This is a genomic window from Rhodoferax sp. GW821-FHT07F03, from assembly GCF_059418745.1.
This window is the reverse complement of the sequence record NZ_JBWKQM010000006.1, coordinates 268,311-289,139: the sequence shown is the minus strand read 5'-3', so window position 1 is coordinate 289,139 and position 20,829 is coordinate 268,311. Positions and strand designations below refer to the sequence as shown.

Genomic DNA, 20,829 nt, shown 5'->3' with positions numbered 1-20,829 from the left:
ATGGATTGTTTGTCCACGAGCGCTGTCCGCTTTGGGGTACTTTTTGTAGCCTGGGATTGCTGCAGTATTGATAGCTACTAGCGTAGGTTCCTCCTGCGCTAGTAGGCTATTTGGCTTGAGATTTTGGGGCGGGTGTGGCGCCGTCAACATCCCCGGCGGGGGATGCCAATGGCGTTTGCAACCCCCAAATGATTTACAAACCGAATCGGTCTCTAGTACAGCAGGAACCTGCGCTGTCAGCTATCAATTTGAGAGTAAACGTTCATCCGGTCGCATGGCCTTGCGCCGTGCAGAGCGTAAACGCCCCGCGCCCGCTACACCAGCAGACTGGGCGACGCCTACGCCAAGGTCGCGCAGCCACACAACGCCATTGCAATCTCCAGCTCATCGCGCAGCAGGCGCAGCACATGGGCCACGCCCACCGCTCCTGCGTTCGCCAGGCCATAGACATAGGGCCGCCCCACCAGCACGGCGCTGGCGCCTAGGGCGATGGCTTTGAGTACATCCGTGCCACGGCGGATGCCGCCGTCTACCAGTACCGGCATGCTGCCGGCTACCGCCTCTACGATGCGTGGCAGCACCTGGGCGGTGGCGGGGGCGGTGTCCAGGGTGCGGCCGCCGTGGTTAGAGACGACCAGGCCGGCCACGCCCAGCCGGACGGCCTGGGCCGCGTCGGCGGGGTGCAGCACGCCTTTGAGCAGCACGGGCAGGCGGGTGTGCGACTGCAGCCAGGCCACGTCGTCCCAGGTGGGCGCCACGTCGCCCAGGCCGCCACACAGGCCGGGGCCGGCGGGCGCGGGGGCCAGGTCGGCCAGGTGCACGGCGCTGATGCCGGGCGGCAGCTGGAAGCCGGCGCGGCGCTCGCGGTCGCGGGCGCCGTGGGCCGGGGCGTCGACGGTCAGCACCAAGGCTTCAAAGCCGGCGTGCTCGGCGCGGCGCACCAGGTCGAGGGTAAAAGCGCGGTCGTGCTGGATATAGAGTTGGAACCATAAAGGGCCTCTGGCGCTTTCAGTACCTGCGGCAGCAGCTATATTTTCCATAGCAATGCTGGACTGGGTGCTGAGCACCATGCCCGCGCCCAGGGCTGCTGCTGCGTACGCTGTGGCCAGTTCGCCATCGGGGTGGGCCATGCGCTGGTAGGCCACGGGAGCCAGCAGGATGGGGTGGGCCAGCTCGCGGCCCAGCAGGGTGGTGCGGGTGTGGCCGCCGGCCAGGTTGTGCAGCACGCGGGGCAGCAGCTGCAGGCTGTCCCAGGCGCTGCGGTTGGCGCGCAAGGTGATTTCGTCTGCCGCGCCGCCGCTGAAGTAGGCCCAGGCATTTGCGTCCAGCACGGTCTGGGCGTGGCGTGCGTGGTCTTCCAGCGTGACCACGCCGGGCGGGATGCTGGCAACGCGCGGGGCGTTCATGTATCAGCCCACATGCGTAGCAGGTTGTGGTACGTGCCGGTCAACGCTGTGGTCTCAGCTGTTTCACCGTGCTGCTGGCGCAGGCGCAGCAGGTTCATGTCCAGGTCGAACAGCAGCTGGCGCTGCTCCTGGTTGCGCACCATGCTCTCCACCCAGAAGAAGCAGGCCAGGCGCGCACCGCGGGTGACGGGCGCCACCTGGTGCACGCTGGTACCGGCATAGACCACCAGGTGGCCGGCGGGCAGCTTGACGGACTGCGGGCCGGCGGCATCCTGCACCAGCAGCTCGCCGCCGTCGTAGTCGGCCGGGTCGCTGAGGAACAGGGTGCAGGAGATGTCGGTGCGCACGCGCAGGCCGGTGTCGGGTGCAAAGCGCACGGCGTTGTCTACGTGCGGGCCATAGAAGTTACTGCTGCCCTGGTAGCGGTTGATGCGCGGGGTGAACACGCGTTTGGGCAGGGTGGCCGAGAAGAAGGTGGGGTTGCGGTCCAGCCCGCGCAGCACCAGGGCGCGGATCTGGCTGGCGGCGTCGCAGTCGTGCGGTAGCTGCTCGTTGTTCTTGACCTCGCGGGCCTGGCTGCCGGCACTGTCGCGGCCATCGGCCCAGGGAGCGTGGTCCAGCAGTTGGCGGGCGTGCAGCACTTCTTCGGGGCTGAGGATGTCGGGTAGATGGAGCAGCATGGGGGAATTGTCGTAGCTCGTGAAAAAGCCGCCCGAGAATACGTTCCCAGGGCGGCTTGGCTGGTTTGCCGTGGCTTAGAACTTGACGGTCAGCGTGGTTTGGAAGATGCGGCCGGCGCCAGGCACGTAGTGGCCGCGGTACAAGGCGTCAGCGTACAGCTTGTTGGCCACGTTGGTCAGGTTGGCCTTGAGGGTCATGCTGTCGTTGATGGCGTATTCGGCCATCAGGTCGGCGGTCATGAAGCCGGGGGCTTCCCAGGCGGGGGCGGTCACGTCAGCGGGCGCTTGCTTGCTGCGGAAGTTGATACCTACACCGGCGCGCAGGGCGGGGGTGAACTGGTAGGTATTCCACACCGTGCCGCTGTGCTTGGGGCTCAGGCCGGGGCGGTCGCCCACGCGGTTACCCACGGTGGTGGCGGTAGAGGCCGCAATGTCCACACGGGCCACGGGCATCCACATGTAGGAGCCGTAGATTTCCCACGCGGTGGTCAGGCGGCCAGTGACGTCCAGCTCGAAGCCGGCTGTGTGGCGCTTGCCCGATAGCAGCAGGCGGTCTGCCGCGGTGTCCGGGTCGGTGTTGCGCTCGTTGAACTTGGTCGAGCGGAACAGCGCCAGGCGCGTGGTGAAGCGCTTGTCGGCCGAGTCCAGCTTGGCACCGACTTCGATGTTTTCGCTGCGCTCGGGGTCGGTGTTGGCGCTTTGCGCGTTGTACGAGTAGGTGTCACCCGAAGTGTTGAACGAGGTGCCCCAGGAGAAGTGGTACGAGTCCAGCACATTGGGCTGGTACAGCACGCCAGCGCGCTTGCTGATGGCGGAGATGCTCTGCTTGTAGCTGGCAGTGCCTGCACCGGTGGTGACGCTGTAGGTATCGTACGTGCCATCCATGCTGTCGTAGCGCAGCCCTGCCAGCACCTTCCAGGTGGGCGTGATTTGCACCATGTCTTGGGCGTAGATGCCGTAGGTGTTGTTCACGAAGCCGCTGGATTGGCGAATGGTGCGCACCGATTCGTCGATGGCAGCGCCGTCATTGGGTGTGCCTGCCAGTGTGTTGGGCTTGGTGGGGACCACTCCGCCTTGTGCGGCGGTGAGTGCGGAGAAGGCGATCTTTTCCTCACGCGAATAGTCCACGCCGGCCAGCACCGCGTGGCCCAGGCCCCAGGCGTCGAACTTGCTGCTCAGGTCGCTTTGCAGGTTCAGCGTTTCCAGGTTCTGGATTTTCAGCTGGGTGCCACGGGTGAATACGGTGCTGTCGCTGAAGTTGCCCAGGTCCACAGCCTGGCCACCAGGTTGCACATTGGCAGCAGCAAAGCGCACCGTACCAGCGCGCTGGTTGCGGGTGAAACGGCCTTTGCGGAACGAGGTCTTCAGCTCGGTGTCCGGGGTGAAGCGGTGGGTGTGGCTGATGGTGCCGACATTGGCCGAGCCTGCGTTTTCATCGCTGGACATGCCGAAGTAGGCGCTGGGGTCCAGGCTGGTGATCAGGGTGTTGGCGGCGCTGGTATCGCTGGCGTGGGCCTTGATCCATGGGATGCCGTAGTTCATGCCGTTGCGGTTGTCCAGCGCATACAGGCTGACCGAGAACTCGTCCATCGAGCCAATGCCGAAGCGGTAGTTGGCGGCCAGACCATTCTTGTCGATGCTGCTGCCGGCGCCGTTGTTGTCGGCCTTGGTGTACATGGCGTTGATGCGCAGCGCGGCATCGTCGGCGGTCTGGATGTTGAAGTCGCCGGTGACGCGGCGGAAGTCGTGGTTGCCCAGGGTGGTGGCTACTTCGGACTCGTTTTTCAGCAGGCCTTGCTTGCTGACCTGGTTGACCGCGCCGCCGGTGGAGCCACGGCCGAACAGCATGGACGCGGAGCCGCGCAGCAGCTCGATGCGGTCGTTGTTGAAGGTGTCGCGGTCGTAGAAGGCCGGGTCACGGATGCCGTCCAGGAAGATGTCGCCGGTGGACGCCAGCGAGAAGCCACGCAGGCGGATGTCTTCCTCGCCACCTTCGGCGGCCTGGAAGGTCACGCCGGCGGTGTTGTGCAGCACTTCCTTCAGGGTGTTGAGGTTGCGGTCAACGATCAGCTTTTCGGTCACCACGGTGATGGACTGCGGAATGTCGCGCAGTGCCTGCTGGCCCTTGCCGATGGTGGTGGTGGTGGCGCGGATGGCGTCCTTGCCCTCGGCCTGTTCCTTGACGACCACGGGGGCCAGGGACTTGGTGGCTTCTGCCTGCTGGGCTGCGGCGCTCAAGGAGCCGGCCAGCAGCATGGCGCCCAAGGGCAGCGCGGCATACGGAGTGGTGTGGGTTGCTGCGGTTTTAATAGCTGCTGGCGCAGATACTACCTGCGCTGGAGTGCTTTTTTTCTTGGAGGTTTTGTGTCGGGACATGGTAGTCAGCCTGAGAATAGAAAAGCTAAAACAATGGCTGGCTACCGCAGAAAAACGGCCCACAAAGGGCCGTACGGATTGGCTGGCTACGAGGAAGGAACTGTGATGAATTGTAAATTAATGCGAATCATTCTTGTTATTTTTACTCAAAAAATAGGAATAAACAGGGTTTTGGGGCCTTGGAGCACGTTGCATGCTTGCAACATCTGAGGCATGGCGATGTGCCGTGCTTTTTTACAAGAAATAGGCCGCTTACGCACATATCGTCTGCGCCAGTAGCTATCTATTTAATAGTGGCGGCCCGGGCTGGCATGGGCCTGTTTGTTAGGCCGTTACGGCCAGCCACTTGCCGTGGTTGTCCCAGTGCACCTTGTCCAGGTGGCGCTCTAGCGCGTGGTGGTCCTGCATGCCACGCACATCGCCTTGCGCGCCGCTGGCCAGCCAGTCAGCGCCCAGCGTGGCCAGGGCGCCGGCTTCGGGCAGGGGCTGCTGGCTGGGGGCTTCACCCTGGGCCGACCACCAGGCCAGTTGATCGGCACGGGTGGCGCTGATGACGAAGCGGTCGGCGGCCTGCGGGCCGCTGCCGGGCACATAGGCCACGTCGCCCGCATAGCCGCCCAGGGCCAGCGCGGGCGGCAAGGGCACGCTGCGCAGGCCCGAGCCATCCAGCAGCGCCAGCAGCGGTGCACTGCGGCGGGCTTGCAGGTCGGTGTGCTCGGCTTGCATGGCCACGGCGATGGTGCCGTCGGGCGCGCGGGCCAGGTGGCGCAGACTGAGATATGGGTCGTCTACCCGCCAGGCTTGGCGCTGGGTGCCGGTCTTGGCGTCCAGCCGGGCAATCGACGAATCCATGCGGCCGATATTGAGCTTGGTGCGGCCGGTTTCCGGCAGGCTGAGCAGGCCACCATTGGCGACCAGCAGGCTGCCGTCGGGCTCTACCAGCACCATGTGCGGATCGAGCCCGCCGCTGGGGAATTCGGCCCGCTTTTCCAGGCTCAACGGGTCGCGTACGGCGATCATGCCGGCGCCAGTGTCGGTATTGGTTTCGGTGGTGTAGAGCGCGCTGCCGTCCAGCGCATAGCTGGCGTGGCCGCAGAGCACGCGGTCGTCTTCGATGTCATGCCAATGCACGGCGCGGGCGGTGCGGGTGTCGAAGCGCAGCAGGTACTCGCCCGGGCGGCGGGCCACGGCCAGGGCGTGCGTGGGTTGGCCCAGGGCGCTGTGCTGCACCAGCACCTCGTGGGCGCGCTTGGGCAGGGCCACGCCGCGCGGGTTGCTGCCCAGCTGCCAGACGCCGGCCCAGGCCTGGTTGTCGTCGCCGCTGGTCCAGGCGGTCAGCAGGCCGGGGCGGGCTGCGCTGGAGGCATGCAGAGGCAGAGCCGACGTGGTTGCGGCTGTGGCGGCGGCGAAGGCCAGCCAGTCGCGGCGGCGCAGGGTGTAGGGCTGGGTCACCGTCTTAATCACCGTCCGACTCCGAGAATCCGACCATGGTTTTCAGCTCGGGGGCGATCTTGTCTTCCATCAGCTGCTTGGTCTTGGCCAGGGCTTGCATGGCGGCGGTAACGCTTGCCACATGGCGGGGATCTGCCGCCTGTATGCGGGTGTTGAGCTCTGCGACAGCCGTTTCCAGCTGGGCCGACAGGGCCAGTTGGTTGTCGCCGGCCAGATAGCCGTTCAGGCTGCCTTGTTCCTGGGCGCGGCCGGTGCCAACCAGGAAGTGCTGCAAGCTAGTCCAGGTGGCCTGCCAGGCGGCGCGGGTGTTGCCGCTGGTGGCGCGTGGCCAGTCGCTGGCGCGGCCGCTGCGTGCGGGTTTGCCCATCTTCTTCCAGCGCAGCTGCTCGAAGCCGCCCACGGCTTGGCTGAACCATTCGTGGAATACGGTGAGGGCGGTCTCTGGCGTCCAGTTCTGCTGCGCCATGGCCTGGAAGTCGGCCAGCACGGCCTGGGCTTCGGTCGCGCAGGCTTCGGCCAACTGGGCTGCGTAGTAGCACTGGGCGGCGTCCGGGGCACGCTGCCACAGCAGCCATTCCAGCGCCGGCAAGCCTTTGGCTGGCGCGCCGAGTTGCTCCAGCGCAGCAGCGTCTGCGGGCGGGGTTTGCACGGCGGCTGTCACCATGGCTGGGCGGGTAGGCCAGAAGTCCACGCTGCGGGCGCTGCGCCGCTCCAGCAGCGGACCGACGGACACGGCCGACAGCCGCTCCCAGTCCAGCATGGCGGCGCGCCAGGCATCGCGTGCGGGCTGCAGGCTGCAGCCGTCAGCGAGCCGGTCGCGCAACACGGCGGTGGAGTGGGCAAAAGCTTGCGCAGCGGGCACAAAGTGCAGCTGCAAGCCGTTGCGTACCAAGTCGGACGGGGTATAGGCCGGGCTGGCGATGCGCGCGGGCAGGGTGGCGGCACCCGCAGCATGGCATAGCGCGCTCAGGCCCAGGCTTAGGTTCAGGGTAAGCCAGCTTCGGCGGTCGATCAGAGCTGTCACAGCTTGGCTTTCTTTAGAACACGTTCTTAAAGGGAGTTGACGAACTTCACCAGCGCATCGCGGTCGGCTTTGGGCATTTTCAGCACCTGCTGGCGGGACGCCTCTGCCTCGCCACCATGCCACAGAATGGCCTCCATGGTGTTGCGGGCCCGGCCGTCATGCAGCTGGAAGCTGTGCTCGTTCACATCGGGCACCAGGCCCAGCCCCCACAGCGGTGCGGTCCGCCATTGCTGGCCATTGGCCAGGCCGTCCGGGCGGCCATCGGCCAGGCCGGAGCCCATGTCGTGCAGCAGCAGGTCGGTATAGGGGTAGATCTTTTGCCCGCTGAGCGACGGGAAGGGAGATGTGCCGGTGGTATATGCGGGCCGGTGGCAGGCCGCGCATTGCGCCTGGGCAAACAGGGCCTGGCCCCGGCGCACGTCCAGGTCATTGAAGTTGCGCCGGGCCGGTACCGCCAGCGTGGCTTCGTACAGGATGACTTTGGCGAGCAGGGCGTTGTCTATCTCCGGACCGCCATCCTTGCCGCCACGTGGGGCAGCCAGGCAGGACTTCTGCTTGGGTGTGCAGTTCTCATGCGGGAAGTGCTCCGAGGTGATGCCGATGTCGCCATTGAAGGCGGCGGCGGTCTGGTGCGCCAGCGAGCCAGTGTTGGCCTTCCAGCCAAAGCGGCCCAGCACTTCCTTGCCGGCAACGGGGTCGAACACGCGGTTGGCCTGGCCCTTGATGGCGTCGGTGCGGCTGCTCTGCTGCTGCACATTGGCCAGCACGTCGGCCTCGGCAATCGCGTCCAGCAGGCCTACACCCGGCATTTGCTGGGCCAGGCGCGGGCTGACCATGGTGTGGGTCTGCATGGGGCCGTAGCCCAGGTGGGTAAAGCTGTAGTGGGGCTGGCGCAGGCTGTAGCCGGTGCCGTCGGCAAACTGGCCGGGCAGCTCGGTGTAGCGGATGCGGACCTTGCCCTCGGGCTTCACGTCTTGCACCGCCAGGTTGGTGAATTGGTCGCCGTACGTGGGTTCGGGAAAGGGCTTGCCATCTGGGCCCATCACCGATAAGCGGAACAGCAAGGCAATGGGCTGCTCGCTGGCCAGCCCGTTTTTAAAGGTATTCGGTGGCGCGCCGCGTCCGTCCTGGGTATGGCAGCCGCCACAGGAGCGGGCCAGGAACAGCGGGCCCAGGCCGTCGCGGGCGGCGGTGGAGGAGGGGGCTTCCACCCAGTTGCGCCGGAAGAAGGAGTTGCCGATGGCAAATGCCGTGCGGCCTTCTTCGTCCAGATTGGCGGCGGGGAAGGAGAAGGCATTCAGTCCCACTTCAAATACCGTGGTGTCGCCGCCAGGTTTTTCTTCGGAGGGGTCGGGCTCGGAGGTGGACACCGCCAGGGCCAGCCAGCTGACGCTGGCCCCGGCGAATGCCAGCGCCAGCAGGCGCAGGGTCTGCTGGCTGGCGAAAGTGGGCATATGCTTACTTGTCCTTGGGCTCGGAAATGCTCAGCTTGTTGATGCCCACGACCTTGGCTGCATCCACAAAGTCCTTGCTTTGCAGCTTCAAGGATTCGACCACGGCCTGCAGGCGTTTGCGGCCCTCTGGGTCCACGATCTCGCGGTCAAACGGAGGGTGGATGTCTTCGGCAGCCTTGACCGTTGCGGCGACATGGCTGCTGGTGCGTTCGGCCACGCCGGCGTCCTTGGCGGCAACCAGATCGCGCAGCGAGGCGCCTTGCAGCACGCTGCCGTCGGCACGCTTGAAGCGGCCCAGCCAGACGTTTTCAATGCCGGTGGCATTGGCTACGACGTCGCGGTGGGTGTTGTCGGAGAAGCAGGAGTGTTCGTCCTCCTGGTTCTTGGAGGCCAGAGCCACCTCGATGCGTTCACCCGCCAGTTCACCACGCGACAGCGAACCTACGCCAACCAGCATATTGCGCAGCGCGTTGGTGCCGGACTTCTCAAACTTGGCGCGGTAGTTCTTCGCGTCCGGTGCCCAGGCCTTGACCATGTCGCCCAGATCGTTGACCAGCAGCTCCGTAATCACCTTCAGGTATTCGCGGCGGCGGTTGGCGTTGGGTGTCTTGCCGTCCACAAAGTCTTCGAACGATCGGTCGCCCGGGCCGGTTTCGCTCAAGTCCTGGCCCCACAGCAGGAACTCAATGGCATGCCAGCCGGTGGCAATGTTCTCTTCGCCGCCACGTTCGTTCAGAGCGGACAGGCTCTTGGCGTTGATCTTGACTTTGGGGTTGTTGATGATGCCGGATTTGGGCTTGCCCACCACATAGTCCACATAGGCCTCGTCCATGGGCCAGGCGTTGATGCGGCCTTCGGGACCGTTCTTGTCGTCAATCGGGCCGGCGTAAAAGCGGAAGGCTTCGGTCTGGCCGTAGAACTCGCGGGCGGCCAGCCAGGCTTTGCGGGCTTTGGCCAGGCCGTCTGCGCTGGGGTTGGCGACGAACTCCGCAATTGCGGTGTGCATAGCCTGGGCTGTGGTGAGGGTGTCTTCGTAGCTGGCGTGTACCAGGCGGCCATAGTGCGCAGCCACGGTTGCGGAGCTGACGGCGACCGTCGTTTGGGCAGCAGGCTGCTCGGTCGTCTGGGCATGTGCGGCAAAGGCCGTCAGGAGCGCGGCGCTCAGCAAGAGAGATTTCACAGCAAGAGTCCTTGGAATGCAGGCCGTGAACAGCAAGACTTTTGCAATTGACACAACCTTTTTGGCTGTGAATTGTAATGCGACTGATTCTTGATATTGTTTGTATATAGGATGTAAAAAAGCCTGGAACCACTAGCCGTGGTGCCAGGCTTTTGTACTAGGACGGTTGTGTTTAACCGTCTAGATTGATTTTGTCTGTCAGCTCCTGCAGCACGGTCGCGGCGCGGTCGTTTTCTACCTGGCAGGTGCCGGCTGCATGGTGGCCGCCGCCGCCGTACTGCAGCATCAGCTCACCCACATTGGTCTTGCTGCTGCGGTCCAGGATGGACTTGCCGGTGGCGAATACCGTGTTTTGCTTCTGCACGCCCCACATTACGTGGATGGAGATATTGGTTTGCGGGAACAGCGCATAGACCATGAAGCGGTTGGTGGCCCAGATGGTTTCTTCATGGCGCAGGTCCAGCACCACCAGGTTTTTGTGCACGGTGGCGCAGCGCTCGATCTGGGCCTTGGCCTTGGTGGCGTGTTCCTGGTAGACCTCGACACGCTCTTTCACGTCTGGCAGCTTCAGGATGTCGTCGATGCCGTGGTTGCGGCAGTACTGGATCAGATCCATCATCAGCGCGTAGTTGCTGATGCGGAATTCGCGGAAGCGCCCCAGGCCGGTACGTGCGTCCATCAGGTAATTGAGCAGCACCCAGCCGGTGGGGTGGATGATTTCATCGCGAACATATTGGGCCGAGTCGGCCTTGTCCACGGCATCCATCATGTCGGCGGTGATGTTCGGGAAGGCCTTGGCGCCGCCGTAATAGTCATACACCACGCGGGCCGCCGACGGGGCCTTGGCGTCGATGATGTGGTTCTTTAGCCCGCTTTGGTTGCGTATGGTTTCCGACAGGTGGTGGTCAAACGCCAGATGGGCACCGGCCACGTAGGGCAGGTTGGTGGTGATGTCACGGGAGGTGATATCCACTTTGCCGTCTTGCATGTCCTTGGGATGGACGAATTTGATTTCATCCACCATGTCCAGTTCGTTCAGCAGCACGGCGCATACCAGGCCATCAAAGTCACTGCGCGTGACCAAGCGGAATTTTTCTGTGCCCATGGAATCCATCCTTTATAAAGAAGACGCAAACGATCACGTAAAGCGTCTTGATTATGCTTCCACGGCGTTGGGCGATAGGGCCTAAAACCTGCTTGGCAAAAGAATGTTTTTGTCTACGTTGCCGATCTGGGTATGGCCACAAAAAGCCATGGTGACGTCCAGTTCCTTGTGCAGGATTTCCAGGCATTTGGTGACCCCGGCTTCGCCCATTGCACCTAGCCCGTATAGAAAGCTGCGGCCTATCATCGTGCCGCGTGCGCCGAGTGCCCAGGCCTTCAGTACGTCCTGGCCCGAGCGGATGCCACTGTCCATCCAGACCTCGATGTTAGAACCCACCGCGTCGGCAATGGCTGGCAAGGCTTCGATCGCACTGGGGGCGCCGTCCAGCTGCCGCCCGCCGTGGTTGGATACCACTAGGGCGTCGGCGCCGCTGTTTGCCGCCAGCTGTGCATCTTCCAGGTCCATGATGCCTTTCAGGATGAGCTTGCCGCCCCAGCGCTGCTTGATCCATTCCACGTCGTTCCAATCCAGCTGGGGGTCGAACTGCTCTTTGGTCCAGGCGCTGAGGGACGACATGTCACTCACATTCTTGGCGTGGCCGACCAGGTTGCCGAAAGTGTGGCGGCGCGTGCCCGCCATGCCCAGGCACCAGCGCGGCTTGGTCATGAGGTTCAGGATGTTTCTCAGCGTCGGCTTGGGCGGTGCGGTCATGCCGTTCTTCAAGTCCTTGTGGCGTTGGCCCAGCACCTGCAGGTCCAGCGTGAGCACCAGTGCCGAGCAGCCTGCGGCCTTGGCGCGGTCCATCAAGGCCTCCATAAAGGCGCGGTCGCGCATCCAGTAGAGCTGGAACCAGAATGGCACCTTGGTATGGGCCGCAATATCTTCCAGCGAGCAGATACTCATGGTGGACAGCGTGAAGGGAATGCCGAACTTCTCCGCAGCCCGGGCCGCCAGGATTTCTCCATCGGCGTGCTGCATGCCGGTCAGGCCGGTGGGCGCAATCGCAACGGGCATGGCGGCGTCTTGCCCCACCATCTTCACCCGTGTGCTGCGATTGGCCATGTTGACGGCGACTCGCTGGCGCAGCTTGATCTTTTGAAAATCCTCGGAATTTGCGCGATAGGTGCTTTCGGTCCACGAGCCGGAGTCGGCGTAGTCGTAGAACATGCGGGGTACACGCTTTTGCGCCAGAACGCGCAGATCTTCGATATTGGTAATGACGTTGGGCACACGGTTCTCCTGAATGCCTTGGATGCTAGCGGGCTTGACCGTGGTGCGGGCTGAAGAAATTTTGGAGTTCACCGCATTTTTCTCACGCGGCCTACTTTGATGCCGGATTCCGTTGTAGAATGCAAGGCTGCGCGGCTGTAGCTCAGTTGGATAGAGTACTTGGCTACGAACCAAGGGGTCGTGGGTTCAATTCCTGCCAGCCGCACCAAAATGTAAAAACCCGCAAGTGTTGAGCTTGCGGGTTTTTTTACGCCTATTTTCAGATTTTGATTAAGCGGGCGTCAATTCGTTGTAGAATACAAGGCTTAGCGGCTGTAGCTCAGTTGGATAGAGTACTTGGCTACGAACCAAGGGGTCGTGGGTTCAATTCCTGCCAGCCGCACCAAACGTATAAGCCCGCAATCGTAAGATTGCGGGCTTTTTACATTGTGCTGTGAGGTGCCAATATCCATGAGCAAAGCGTTTACACGCGAAAGCGATGCGGAAGATGAAGACGTTGACGTCTCTCCTACGGCAGCCTTGCCCTCCGGCAGCAAGAACTACATGACGCCCGAGGGTTGCGCCCGTTTGCGCGCCGAATTCAATACCTTGATGGAAGTTGAGCGCCCGAAGATCGTGGATGTGGTCTATTGGGCTGCCAGCAACGGCGACCGCTCGGAAAACGGTGACTACCTGTACGGCAAAAAGCGCCTGCGGGAAATTGACCGACGCATTCGTTTCTTGACCAAGCGCCTGGAAATTGCGGAAGTGGTGGACCCATCGGTTCATTTCGGTAGTGATCAGGTATTTTTTGGTGCCACGGTGGCGTACGAAGACGCCTCGGGCCAGCAACGCACGGTGACCATACGTGGCATAGATGAGGCCGATACCTCCCAGGGCCAAGTCAGCTGGGTGTCGCCGATCGCGCGGGCGCTGTTGAAAGCCCGGGTGGGCGATGTCGTGCGTTTGCAGTCGCCCGTAGGTATGCAGGACATCGAGGTACTGCGTGTGGACTACCCTGCGCCAGGAGCGGCGGCCTAGCAGCAGGTTAGCCTTAGGATGCCGGTGTGATGCGCTGAGCCCGGATCACCGAGGGTGTGCGCTGTACGTGGCGCAGCGCTACCTCCAGATGGGCCTGGTCGCGCACAGAGATCACGAAGCGCAGGTCGTTTGCGCCATGCGCTTCTTCCTGGCCCATGTCGACCTGGGTGATGTCCACCTCGGCAACGGCCAGCGCGGCCGCGACCTTGGCCAGCACGCCTTTTCCGCTGGTGACGGTGACAACGATGCCGGTTTCGAACTGCCGCATCGGCTCATCCGCCCAGTCCACGGCAATAAACCGTTCACTATCTTTGTACTGCAGGCGTTTGGCAACAGCGCAATTGGCGGTATGCACCGCCAAACCTTCTCCGCGCCCTAGGTAGCCGACGATGGCGTCTCCTGGAATGGGGCGGCAGCAGCGTGCAAACTGCACCGAGGTGTTCTCGCTACCGTCCAGTATGACCGCGCCCTGTGAGACAGTCTCATGCGCCATATAGCGCTCACGTGACAGCAGCAACGCGTCAGGTTTCTCCCCCTTTTCCGCCAGCAAGTGCACCAGTCGTTTGGCGACGATGCTGGCAACCCGTTTGCCCAGGCTGATGTCGGTCAGCAGCTCAATCCGGCTACGGTTGCCGGTGAAGCGCAGCAGCTTGTCCCAGATGGGTTGCTGTTCTGGGGTGGACTCGGGTAATCGTTCCAGACCTTCGGCGCGCAGGGCTTGTGTGAGCAGTTTTTCGCCCATGCTTTCAGACTCGGTCTGCGCCATGCTTTTCAGGTGGTGGCGGATCTTGGAGCGGGCCCTGCCAGTCCGCACAAAGCCTAGCCATGCCGGATTCGGGGCGGAGACCGAGGCGGTGATGATTTCGATGATGTCGCCGTTGCGCAGCTCGGTGCGCAACGGTACCTGCTCCCCATTGATTTTGGCGGCAACCGTGCGGTCACCCACATTGCTGTGGATGGCGTAGGCAAAGTCCACCACGGTCGCGCCGCGCGGCATGGCCATGATCTGGCTTTTAGGCGTGAAGACATACACGGCGTCGGGGAACAGGTCCACCTTGACGTGGTCCCAGAACTCCGCCGCATCGCGGGTTTCATCCTGGATGTCGAGCAGGGATTGCAGCCATTTGGTGCCAAGGCGCTCGGCTGTGGCGCTGTCGGCATCGTTGGTTTTGTAGAGCCAGTGGGCGGCCACGCCGGATTCCGCAACCAGGTGCATGGCCTCTGTGCGCATTTGGAATTCCACGTTTACACCCGACGGCCCTACCAGCGTGGTATGCAGGGATTGATAGCCGTTGAGCTTGGCAATCGCGATATGGTCCTTGAATTTGCCTGGCACCGGCTTATACAGTTGGTGCAGCACGCCCAGTGCGGTGTAGCAGTCGGTGACGCTGGAGACGATGACCCGGAATCCGTAAATGTCCGTTACCTGGGCAAAGGTGAGGTGCTTGTCGGCCATCTTTTGGTAGATGGAATACAGGGTTTTTTCGCGTCCAGCGATGCGCACCTGCATGCCTGTTTGCGCAAAGGTGTTTTCGACCTCTTGCTGTACTTTTTGCACCAAGTCGCGTCGGCGGTTGCGTGCCTTGGTCACGGCCTTGGCCAAAATGGCATAGCGCCAGGGGCGCAGGTGGCGAAACGACAGGTCTTGCAGTTCGCGGTAGGTCTGGTTGAGCCCCAGGCGGTGGGCGATAGGGGCGTAGATTTCCAGGGTTTCGGAGGCGATGCGTCCCCATTTCGACCGGGGCATGTCGCCCATGGTGCGCATATTGTGGGTTCGATCGGCTAGCTTGATCAGTATCACCCGGACGTCGCGGGCCATGGCCAGCAGCATCTTTCGGAATGATTCGGCCTGGTTTTCTTCGCGTGTGTTGAATTGCAGTTTGTCCAGCTTGGTCAAGCCATCGACCAGCTCGGCAACCGGTGCGCCAAAACGTTCGATCAGTTCCGATTTGGTCGTGCCGCAGTCTTCCATGGCGTCATGCAGCAATGCCGCCATCAGCGCCTGCGCGTCGAGCTTCCAGGCCGCGCACTGTGCCGCAACCGCAATCGGGTGCGTGATATAGGGCTCACCACTGTTACGCAATTGGCCCAGATGGGCTTCGTCGGCAAAGCGGTAGGCTTGCCGTACCTGCTCCACACTGGCGCTATCCAGGTAGTCCAGACTGGCCGTCAGGGCTGCGAAGCTGGCCGCCGCTGCGTTGGCTGCAGCTGGGCTGGCGCCGTGTCCGCCTTTGTGGGGGGGCTGGGGCGGGGCTGTGCTGCTGGCAGGTAAAGGCGTGTCACTCATGTTGCAAATATAGCGTGGCTGTCACATGTCGCAGCCGGGCAATAAAAAAGGCACCGAATTTCGGTGCCTTTTAAAGTGTGCAGGATTGCAAAGATCAGCTTGGGACCTTTTTCAGCATTTCCAGGCCGATTTTGCCGTCGGCAATCTCGCGCAATGCGGTGACCAGGGGCTTGTTCTTGCTCTCGATTTTCGGAGCATGGCCCTGGCTCAGCATGCGCGCGCGGTAGGTAGCTGCCAAAACCAGTTGAAAACGGTTAGGGATTTGCACCAGGCAATCTTCGACGGTGATACGGGCCATGAATTTCTCCAGAAAACTATGCGATGTTCAGGGATTTGAAAGTGTCGGCTCGGGCGCGGCGTTGGGCCGCAAACTTGAGCCGCTGGGCATGAACAATGGTTTTCATGTCGAAAACTGCCCGGTCAAATAGCTCATTGATTATAACGAAGTCGAATTTATGCGCTTGCGCCATCTCTACGGCGGCATTGGCTAGGCGCAATTCGATAACGTCTGGAGCATCTTCGCCACGCCGCTCCAGGCGTGAGCGCAGCTCTTCCCAGCTGGGAGGCAGAATGAAGATCAGCACGGCATTGGCAAAAATCTGCTTGATCTGGATGGCGCCCTGGAAGTCGATTTCCAGAATCACATCTGCGCCCTGGGCCATGCGTTCTTCAATGGCTTTTTTGGACGTGCCGTAGCGGTTTCCGTGGACCTCGGCCCACTCTACAAAGGCGTCTGCCTGCACCATGGCATCGAATTCGGATTGCGAGGTGAAAAAATATTCGCGACCGTGCTTTTCCTGGCCGCGCGGGGCCCGGGTGGTGTGCGATACCGAGGGTTGCACCTTGGAGTCGAGCTCCATCAGGGCCTTGACCAGGCTGGATTTCCCTGCGCCGCTGGGAGCGGCAACCACAATTAAATTTCCAGGATAGTCCATGGTGATGGGGCGTCGGTGACGGCTGAAAAATGGCACATTCTATATTTGCCCTTGCCGTCGATGGACCAAAGCGGCTGTGCGTGTCCGTGGCGCCACGTACCGGCAATCGCTGACAATACGGCCTATGAATTGGTTAAACGAAGTGAAATGGGACGCCCAAGGGCTGGTTCCCGTGATTGCACAAGAAGCCTCCAGTGGAGATGTGCTGATGTTCGCCTGGATGAACCGTGAGGCGCTAGAAAAGACTGCCGCCCTGGGCAGGGCCGTGTACTTCAGCCGCTCGCGCAACCGTCTGTGGTTCAAGGGCGAAGAGTCGGGCCATGTCCAGACGGTGCATGAAATCCGCCTGGACTGTGACAATGATGTGATCCTGCTCAAGGTGACGCAGCAGGGCCATACCCCCGGTATTGCCTGCCACACTGGGCGCCACAGCTGCTTTTTCAGTGTGCTGGACATTGGAGCCGAGGGTGGAGCCACCTGGACAGCCATTGACCCGGTCTTGAAAGACCCGGAATCCATCTATAAATAACTGCTATGCAACTCCAAGACCCATTGACCCGCCTGGCCGCCGTGATCGACAGCCGCAAGCCAGCCCTTGGCGGTGACCCCAGCGCCAGCTATGTGGCGCGCTTGCTGCACGAGGGGCCGGATGCCTTTTTGAAGAAGATCGGGGAGGAAGCTACCGAGGCCGTGATGGCCGCAAAAGACGCCGAGCATGGCGGCGCGACCCCCGCTCTGAAGGCCAAATTTGTCAACGAAGTGGCAGACCTGTGGTTCCATTCCATGGTGGCTTTGGCCCATTTCGACCTGAGCCCGGCCGACGTGATTGCCGAACTGGAGCGCCGTGAAGGCACCAGCGGCATTGAGGAGAAAGCCCTGCGCAAGGTGTTGGTACGCGAGGCCCAGGCTCCAGGAGCGGCCCATGAGTGACGTGATCGATGTACGTGCCGTGGACAGCGAGAAAGCGCAGGAGCTGAAAACCGTGGGCTGGGTCAGCTACATACTGCACCTGATTGTGGCTATTGGTGCCGTCATTCCTGGCGCACAGCCTGGTGCTGCTTTGCTGATCGTGGCCCTGGTGATCGATCTGGTTAAGAAGGGCGAGGCCGAAGGAACCTGGCAGGCCAGCCATTTTTCCTGGCGTATCCGTACCGTGTTGTGGGCCGGTGTGCTGTATGTGGTGACGGCACCGCTGTGGTTTCTCTTCATCTTGCCTGGCTGGATCGCCTGGGGCTTGATTTCATTGTGGTTTTTGTACCGTATCGTGCGCGGCATGGTGGCTATGAATGCCAGCCAAGCAGTAGGAGATAGCCTGTGACAACCCACCAGCACGATGCAAATTGCCTGTTTTGCAAGATTATTGCGGGGCAGATTCCGTCCAAGAAAGTCTATGAAGACGAAGAACTTTTCGTGTTCCATGACATCCATCCTTGGGCGCCAGTACATTTCCTGATGGTGCCGAAGCCGCATATTCCGTCCATGGCGCAGTTGCAGCCGGAACATGCGGCGCTGGTTGGGCGCATGATGGTATTGGCCCCGCAACTGGCTGCGCAGGAGGGCTGCAGGCCCTACCCGCAAGGCGGGTTTAGGGTGATTGCAAATACCGGCGATGATGGCGGGCAGGAGGTGCACCATTTGCATTTGCACGTGATCGGCGGTCCGCGACCCTGGCTGAAGGGCTAGGCTTTTACCTGGCGGTTGGCCTCTGCTGTCATGCCTGCCGACTAGAATCAAACATACATTGTTAGGAGCATTCCATGGGTTCTTTTTCTATCTGGCATTGGTTGATCGTCCTGTTGATCGTGGTCATGGTGTTCGGCACCAAGAAGCTGAAGAACATGGGCAGCGACCTGGGTGGCGCGGTGAAGGGCTTCAAGGACGGCATGCGCGACGGCGCGGCGACCGAAGAAGACAAGCCTGCAGCCCAAGTGGGCAGCACCACGGGCGCACAAAAGACCACGATCGACGTGGAAGCCAAGACCAAGTCTTGAGCACTGAGCAGATTTCACAGCTGTGATCGATCTCGGCATTTCGAAAATGGCGCTGATCGGCGCGGTGGCGTTGATCGTCATCGGGCCGGAAAAGCTGCCGCGCGTCGCGCGCACCGTGGGGACCTTGTTGGGCAAGGCGCAGCGTTATGTGGCCGACGTTAAGGCCGAAGTCAACCGGTCCATGGACCTGGATGAGCTGAAGAAGATGAAGGAAACGATGGAAGGTGCAGCGCGCGATGTGCACCAGTCCATCCAGACCAACGTCAGCGACTTTGAAAAGCAGGTGTCGGACGACGGCTCCAGTGCCCTGGCTGCGCCTGACTACGACTATGCGCAGTACCCTGAATACAAGCGCCCCCAAAAGCGCTGGCGGCTCAAGCAGGGCGCAACGCCGCAGTGGTTCAAGGCGCGTACCGGCGTGCGTACCAAGGCGCTCTCGGGTGCGGCCCGCGTGGCGCGCTACCGTCCCCAGAAAATCAATTAACAGAGGCCAGCCGGCCTCTGTGTCTGTTTGGGCATGCCCCAATGAATGTCCACGATGTCTGATCCACACAACAAGCAAGACGACGAACTAGCCGGAACCGAGCAGCCCTTTGTGCAGCACCTGATGGAGCTGCGTGACCGCCTGGTGAAGGCCTTGCTGGCCGTGCTGGTGGCTGCTGGTGGTTTGGTGCTGTACCCCGGCCCGGCGCGTCTGTACGACTTGCTAGCCTCGCCCTTGGTGGCGGCCATGCCAGAAGGCAGTTCGCTGATCGCCACTTCGGTGATCTCGCCGTTCATGGTGCCCATCCAGGTGATGTTCATGGCGGCGTTGATGATTGCGCTGCCGGTGGTGCTGTGGCAGGTCTGGGCATTTGTAGCGCCAGGCCTGTATTCGCACGAGAAAAAACTGGTACTACCCCTGGTGGTGTCGAGCACGTTACTGTTCTTCGTGGGCGTGGCGTTCTGTTACTTCTTCGTGTTTGGGCAGGTGTTCAAGTTCATCCAGAACTTCGCGCCGCACAGCATTAAGGCGACGCCGGATGTTGAAGCCTATCTGAGCTTTGTGCTCACCATGTTCCTGGCCTTCGGCCTGGCCTTTGAGGTGCCTATCGTGGTGGTGGTGTTGGCCCGCATGGGTCTGGTCAGCATCGACAAGCTGAAGAGCTTTCGCGGCTACTTCGTGGTGCTGGCCTTCATCGTGGCTGCTGTGGTGACCCCGCCCGATGTGGTGTCGCAGCTGGCGCTGGCCATTCCCATGTGCCTGCTGTACGAGATGGGCATCTGGGCCGCGCAGGTTTTCATCAAGCACACCCAGTCGCCAGACGACGACGCCAAACCCGCAGAATCTTGATCAAATATGCCTCTGGCGCATGATTTATCTACGCCAGTAGCTATTGAAACTGTAGCGGATTAGCGCTCTTGCCGCGCGGGCTTGGGGCGCAGGCCCGGGGTCACGTCCAAGCTCAGTTCCTTGTCCTGGCGTAGCACGCTGAATTTGCTGGCGGTGCCAGGCTTGAGCATGGCCACGCTGGTCAGTAGCTCCGACACGGTGCTCACCGGCTTATCCCCCACCATCTTGATCACATCGCCCGGCCGGATGCCAGCATGGGCTGCCGGGCCGTTTTGCAGCACTCCGGTGATGATCACGCCCTGCAGCGTCTTCACGCCGAAGGTCTCGGCCAGTTCGGGGGACAGGTCGTTGGGCTCCACGCCGATCCAGCCGCGGCGCACCTGGCCCTCCGTGACGATGCCTTCCAGCACCAGCTTGGCGGTCGATACGGGTATGGCAAAGCCAATGCCCATGCTGCCGCCGGAGCGCGAGTAGATGGCGGTGTTGATACCCATCAGATTGCCGTTCACGTCTACCAGCGCACCACCGGAGTTGCCCGGGTTGATGGCTGCGTCGGTCTGGATGAAGTTCTCAAAGGTGTTGATGCCCAACTGGTTGCGGCCCAGCGCGCTGACGATGCCGCTGGTGACTGTCTGGCCCACGCCAAACGGGTTGCCGATCGCCAGCACCTGGTCGCCCACCTGCAGTGCGTCCGAGCTGCCCAGCACCATCACCGGCAGCTTGTCCAGCGTGATCTTCAGGATGGCCAGGTCGGTGTCCGGGTCGGTGCCTATCACCTGGGCCTGCACGTGGCGGCTGTCGGTGAGCGTGACTTCGATGGAGTCCGCGCCTTCCACCACGTGGTTATTGGTCAGGATATAGCCGCTGTCGCTGACGATTACGCCGCTGCCCAGGCCGACCTGGGCCTGGCTGCCGCGATCGCCAAAGAAGAATTTGAACCAGGGGTCGTCGCTGCGCGGGTCGCGCTCAGCCATTTTGCTGGTGTTGATGCTGACCACCGCCGGCGAGGCTTTTTTTGCGGCGGCGCTGAAGCTACCCGAAGCCGGGGCGCTGGACGCGCTGGCGGGGGCTTCGATCAAGGAGATGGTGCTGCCGGAAAACGGCCGCTTGCCCAGCCACTCGGGCTTGAGCGTGGTGATGACGAAATAGGCGGCCAGCAGAATGGTGGCGGTTTGGGCAAACAGGAGCCAGAGGCGCTTCATGGTGGGAAATATGGTGGAGTGGCGTGGCGGGTAGAGCGGCCGCAAACACAGACAAATAAGCCATTGTCTCCCAAGCCGCAGGGGCCCCACAACCCAGGCGGGTTTGTGCCGCTCCGTCGTGACCAGAGCCAGCCCGATGCAACGCGGGGTGTGC

General features: G+C 62.0%; 20 protein-coding genes, 2 tRNA genes and 1 pseudogene. 10 read left to right on the top strand and 13 right to left on the bottom strand.

Annotated features, from left to right (window positions below):
* Positions 1-338: 338 nt before the first annotated feature.
* From AC07R0_RS11285 to AC07R0_RS11245, 9 genes and pseudogenes are all read right to left on the bottom strand, one after another.
* Entirely contained in the window at positions 339-1,406 is a 1,068-nt protein-coding gene (locus tag AC07R0_RS11285) for an alpha-hydroxy acid oxidase (protein WP_495104882.1), read from the bottom strand.
* Positions 1,403-2,086, bottom strand: coding sequence for a Fe2+-dependent dioxygenase (locus AC07R0_RS11280; RefSeq protein ID WP_495104881.1), 684 nt, complete (start codon positions 2,084-2,086; stop codon positions 1,403-1,405). The genes AC07R0_RS11285 and AC07R0_RS11280 overlap by 4 nt, the downstream gene beginning before the upstream one ends.
* Positions 2,087-2,161: 75 nt before the next feature.
* Positions 2,162-4,462 carry a TonB-dependent receptor gene (locus AC07R0_RS11275; RefSeq protein WP_495104880.1) on the bottom strand — a complete coding sequence of 767 codons (2,301 nt, stop codon included), beginning with the start codon at positions 4,460-4,462 and terminating at the stop codon, positions 2,162-2,164.
* 324 nt (positions 4,463-4,786) lie between these two features.
* Entirely contained in the window at positions 4,787-5,926 is a 1,140-nt protein-coding gene (locus AC07R0_RS11270) for a DUF1513 domain-containing protein (protein ID WP_495104879.1), read from the bottom strand.
* 127 nt (positions 5,927-6,053) lie between these two features.
* Positions 6,054-6,776: pseudogene (locus AC07R0_RS11265) on the bottom strand (imelysin family protein); the annotation flags it as partial.
* Between the two features lie 188 nt (positions 6,777-6,964).
* Positions 6,965-8,392, bottom strand: a complete 1,428-nt coding sequence (locus AC07R0_RS11260) for a di-heme oxidoreductase family protein (RefSeq protein ID WP_495104878.1) — start codon at positions 8,390-8,392, stop codon at positions 6,965-6,967.
* A gap of 4 nt (positions 8,393-8,396) precedes the next feature.
* Complete coding sequence (locus AC07R0_RS11255; RefSeq protein WP_495104877.1) at positions 8,397-9,572, bottom strand: imelysin family protein; 1,176 nt, start codon at positions 9,570-9,572, stop codon at positions 8,397-8,399.
* A 172-nt stretch (positions 9,573-9,744) separates the two neighbouring features.
* Positions 9,745-10,677, bottom strand: coding sequence for an exopolyphosphatase (locus AC07R0_RS11250; protein ID WP_495075345.1), 933 nt, complete (start codon positions 10,675-10,677; stop codon positions 9,745-9,747).
* A gap of 81 nt (positions 10,678-10,758) precedes the next feature.
* Positions 10,759-11,907, bottom strand: a complete 1,149-nt coding sequence (locus AC07R0_RS11245; RefSeq protein ID WP_495104876.1) for an alpha-hydroxy acid oxidase — start codon at positions 11,905-11,907, stop codon at positions 10,759-10,761.
* Between the two features lie 131 nt (positions 11,908-12,038).
* Here AC07R0_RS11245 and AC07R0_RS11240 point away from each other — a divergent pair.
* The 3 genes from AC07R0_RS11240 to greB all read left to right on the top strand — a co-directional run bounded on the left by AC07R0_RS11240 (position 12,039) and on the right by greB (position 12,927).
* A tRNA-Arg gene (locus AC07R0_RS11240) sits at positions 12,039-12,115 on the top strand.
* A gap of 100 nt (positions 12,116-12,215) precedes the next feature.
* A tRNA-Arg gene (locus AC07R0_RS11235) sits at positions 12,216-12,292 on the top strand.
* A gap of 65 nt (positions 12,293-12,357) precedes the next feature.
* The gene (gene greB / locus AC07R0_RS11230; RefSeq protein WP_495104875.1) at positions 12,358-12,927 is read left to right on the top strand and encodes a transcription elongation factor GreB; all 570 of its coding nucleotides are present in this window, start codon (positions 12,358-12,360) and stop codon (positions 12,925-12,927) included.
* A 13-nt stretch (positions 12,928-12,940) separates the two neighbouring features.
* Here the strand turns inward: greB and AC07R0_RS11225 are convergent, their stop codons facing one another.
* The 3 genes from AC07R0_RS11225 to gmk all read right to left on the bottom strand — a co-directional run bounded on the left by AC07R0_RS11225 (position 12,941) and on the right by gmk (position 16,149).
* Positions 12,941-15,214: a RelA/SpoT family protein gene (locus AC07R0_RS11225; RefSeq protein ID WP_495097476.1), complete on the bottom strand. Its 2,274-nt coding sequence runs from the start codon at positions 15,212-15,214 to the stop codon at positions 12,941-12,943.
* Positions 15,215-15,308: 94 nt separating this feature from the next.
* Positions 15,309-15,512, bottom strand: a complete 204-nt coding sequence (gene rpoZ / locus AC07R0_RS11220) for a DNA-directed RNA polymerase subunit omega (protein WP_495075349.1) — start codon at positions 15,510-15,512, stop codon at positions 15,309-15,311.
* Between the two features lie 16 nt (positions 15,513-15,528).
* A complete protein-coding gene (gene gmk, locus AC07R0_RS11215; RefSeq protein WP_495075350.1) occupies positions 15,529-16,149 on the bottom strand; it encodes a guanylate kinase in 621 nt (206 codons plus the stop codon).
* 115 nt (positions 16,150-16,264) lie between these two features.
* Here gmk and hisI point away from each other — a divergent pair, with 115 nt between their 5' ends.
* The 7 genes from hisI to tatC all read left to right on the top strand — a co-directional run bounded on the left by hisI (position 16,265) and on the right by tatC (position 19,473).
* A complete protein-coding gene (hisI, locus tag AC07R0_RS11210) occupies positions 16,265-16,678 on the top strand; it encodes a phosphoribosyl-AMP cyclohydrolase (protein WP_495104924.1) in 414 nt (137 codons plus the stop codon).
* Positions 16,679-16,683: 5 nt separating this feature from the next.
* Positions 16,684-17,079, top strand: a complete 396-nt coding sequence (locus AC07R0_RS11205) for a phosphoribosyl-ATP diphosphatase (RefSeq protein ID WP_495104874.1) — start codon at positions 16,684-16,686, stop codon at positions 17,077-17,079.
* Positions 17,072-17,467 (top strand): DUF4870 family protein, encoded by a 396-nt coding sequence (locus AC07R0_RS11200; protein WP_490592414.1) that lies wholly within the window; start codon positions 17,072-17,074, stop codon positions 17,465-17,467. The genes AC07R0_RS11205 and AC07R0_RS11200 overlap by 8 nt, the downstream gene beginning before the upstream one ends.
* Positions 17,464-17,832 carry a histidine triad nucleotide-binding protein gene (locus AC07R0_RS11195; protein WP_495075353.1) on the top strand — a complete coding sequence of 123 codons (369 nt, stop codon included), beginning with the start codon at positions 17,464-17,466 and terminating at the stop codon, positions 17,830-17,832. Before AC07R0_RS11200 ends, AC07R0_RS11195 begins: the two co-directional genes overlap by 4 nt.
* 74 nt (positions 17,833-17,906) lie before the next feature.
* Positions 17,907-18,140, top strand: a complete 234-nt coding sequence (gene tatA, locus AC07R0_RS11190) for a Sec-independent protein translocase subunit TatA (RefSeq protein WP_495075354.1) — start codon at positions 17,907-17,909, stop codon at positions 18,138-18,140.
* A 22-nt stretch (positions 18,141-18,162) separates the two neighbouring features.
* Positions 18,163-18,624, top strand: a complete 462-nt coding sequence (gene tatB / locus AC07R0_RS11185) for a Sec-independent protein translocase protein TatB (RefSeq protein ID WP_495104873.1) — start codon at positions 18,163-18,165, stop codon at positions 18,622-18,624.
* A 54-nt stretch (positions 18,625-18,678) separates the two neighbouring features.
* Positions 18,679-19,473, top strand: coding sequence for a twin-arginine translocase subunit TatC (gene tatC, locus AC07R0_RS11180; protein WP_495104872.1), 795 nt, complete (start codon positions 18,679-18,681; stop codon positions 19,471-19,473).
* A 59-nt stretch (positions 19,474-19,532) separates the two neighbouring features.
* Here tatC and AC07R0_RS11175 read toward each other — a convergent pair whose 3' ends face one another.
* Positions 19,533-20,675: a S1C family serine protease gene (locus tag AC07R0_RS11175; protein WP_495104871.1), complete on the bottom strand. Its 1,143-nt coding sequence runs from the start codon at positions 20,673-20,675 to the stop codon at positions 19,533-19,535.
* Positions 20,676-20,829: the final 154 nt, after the last annotated feature.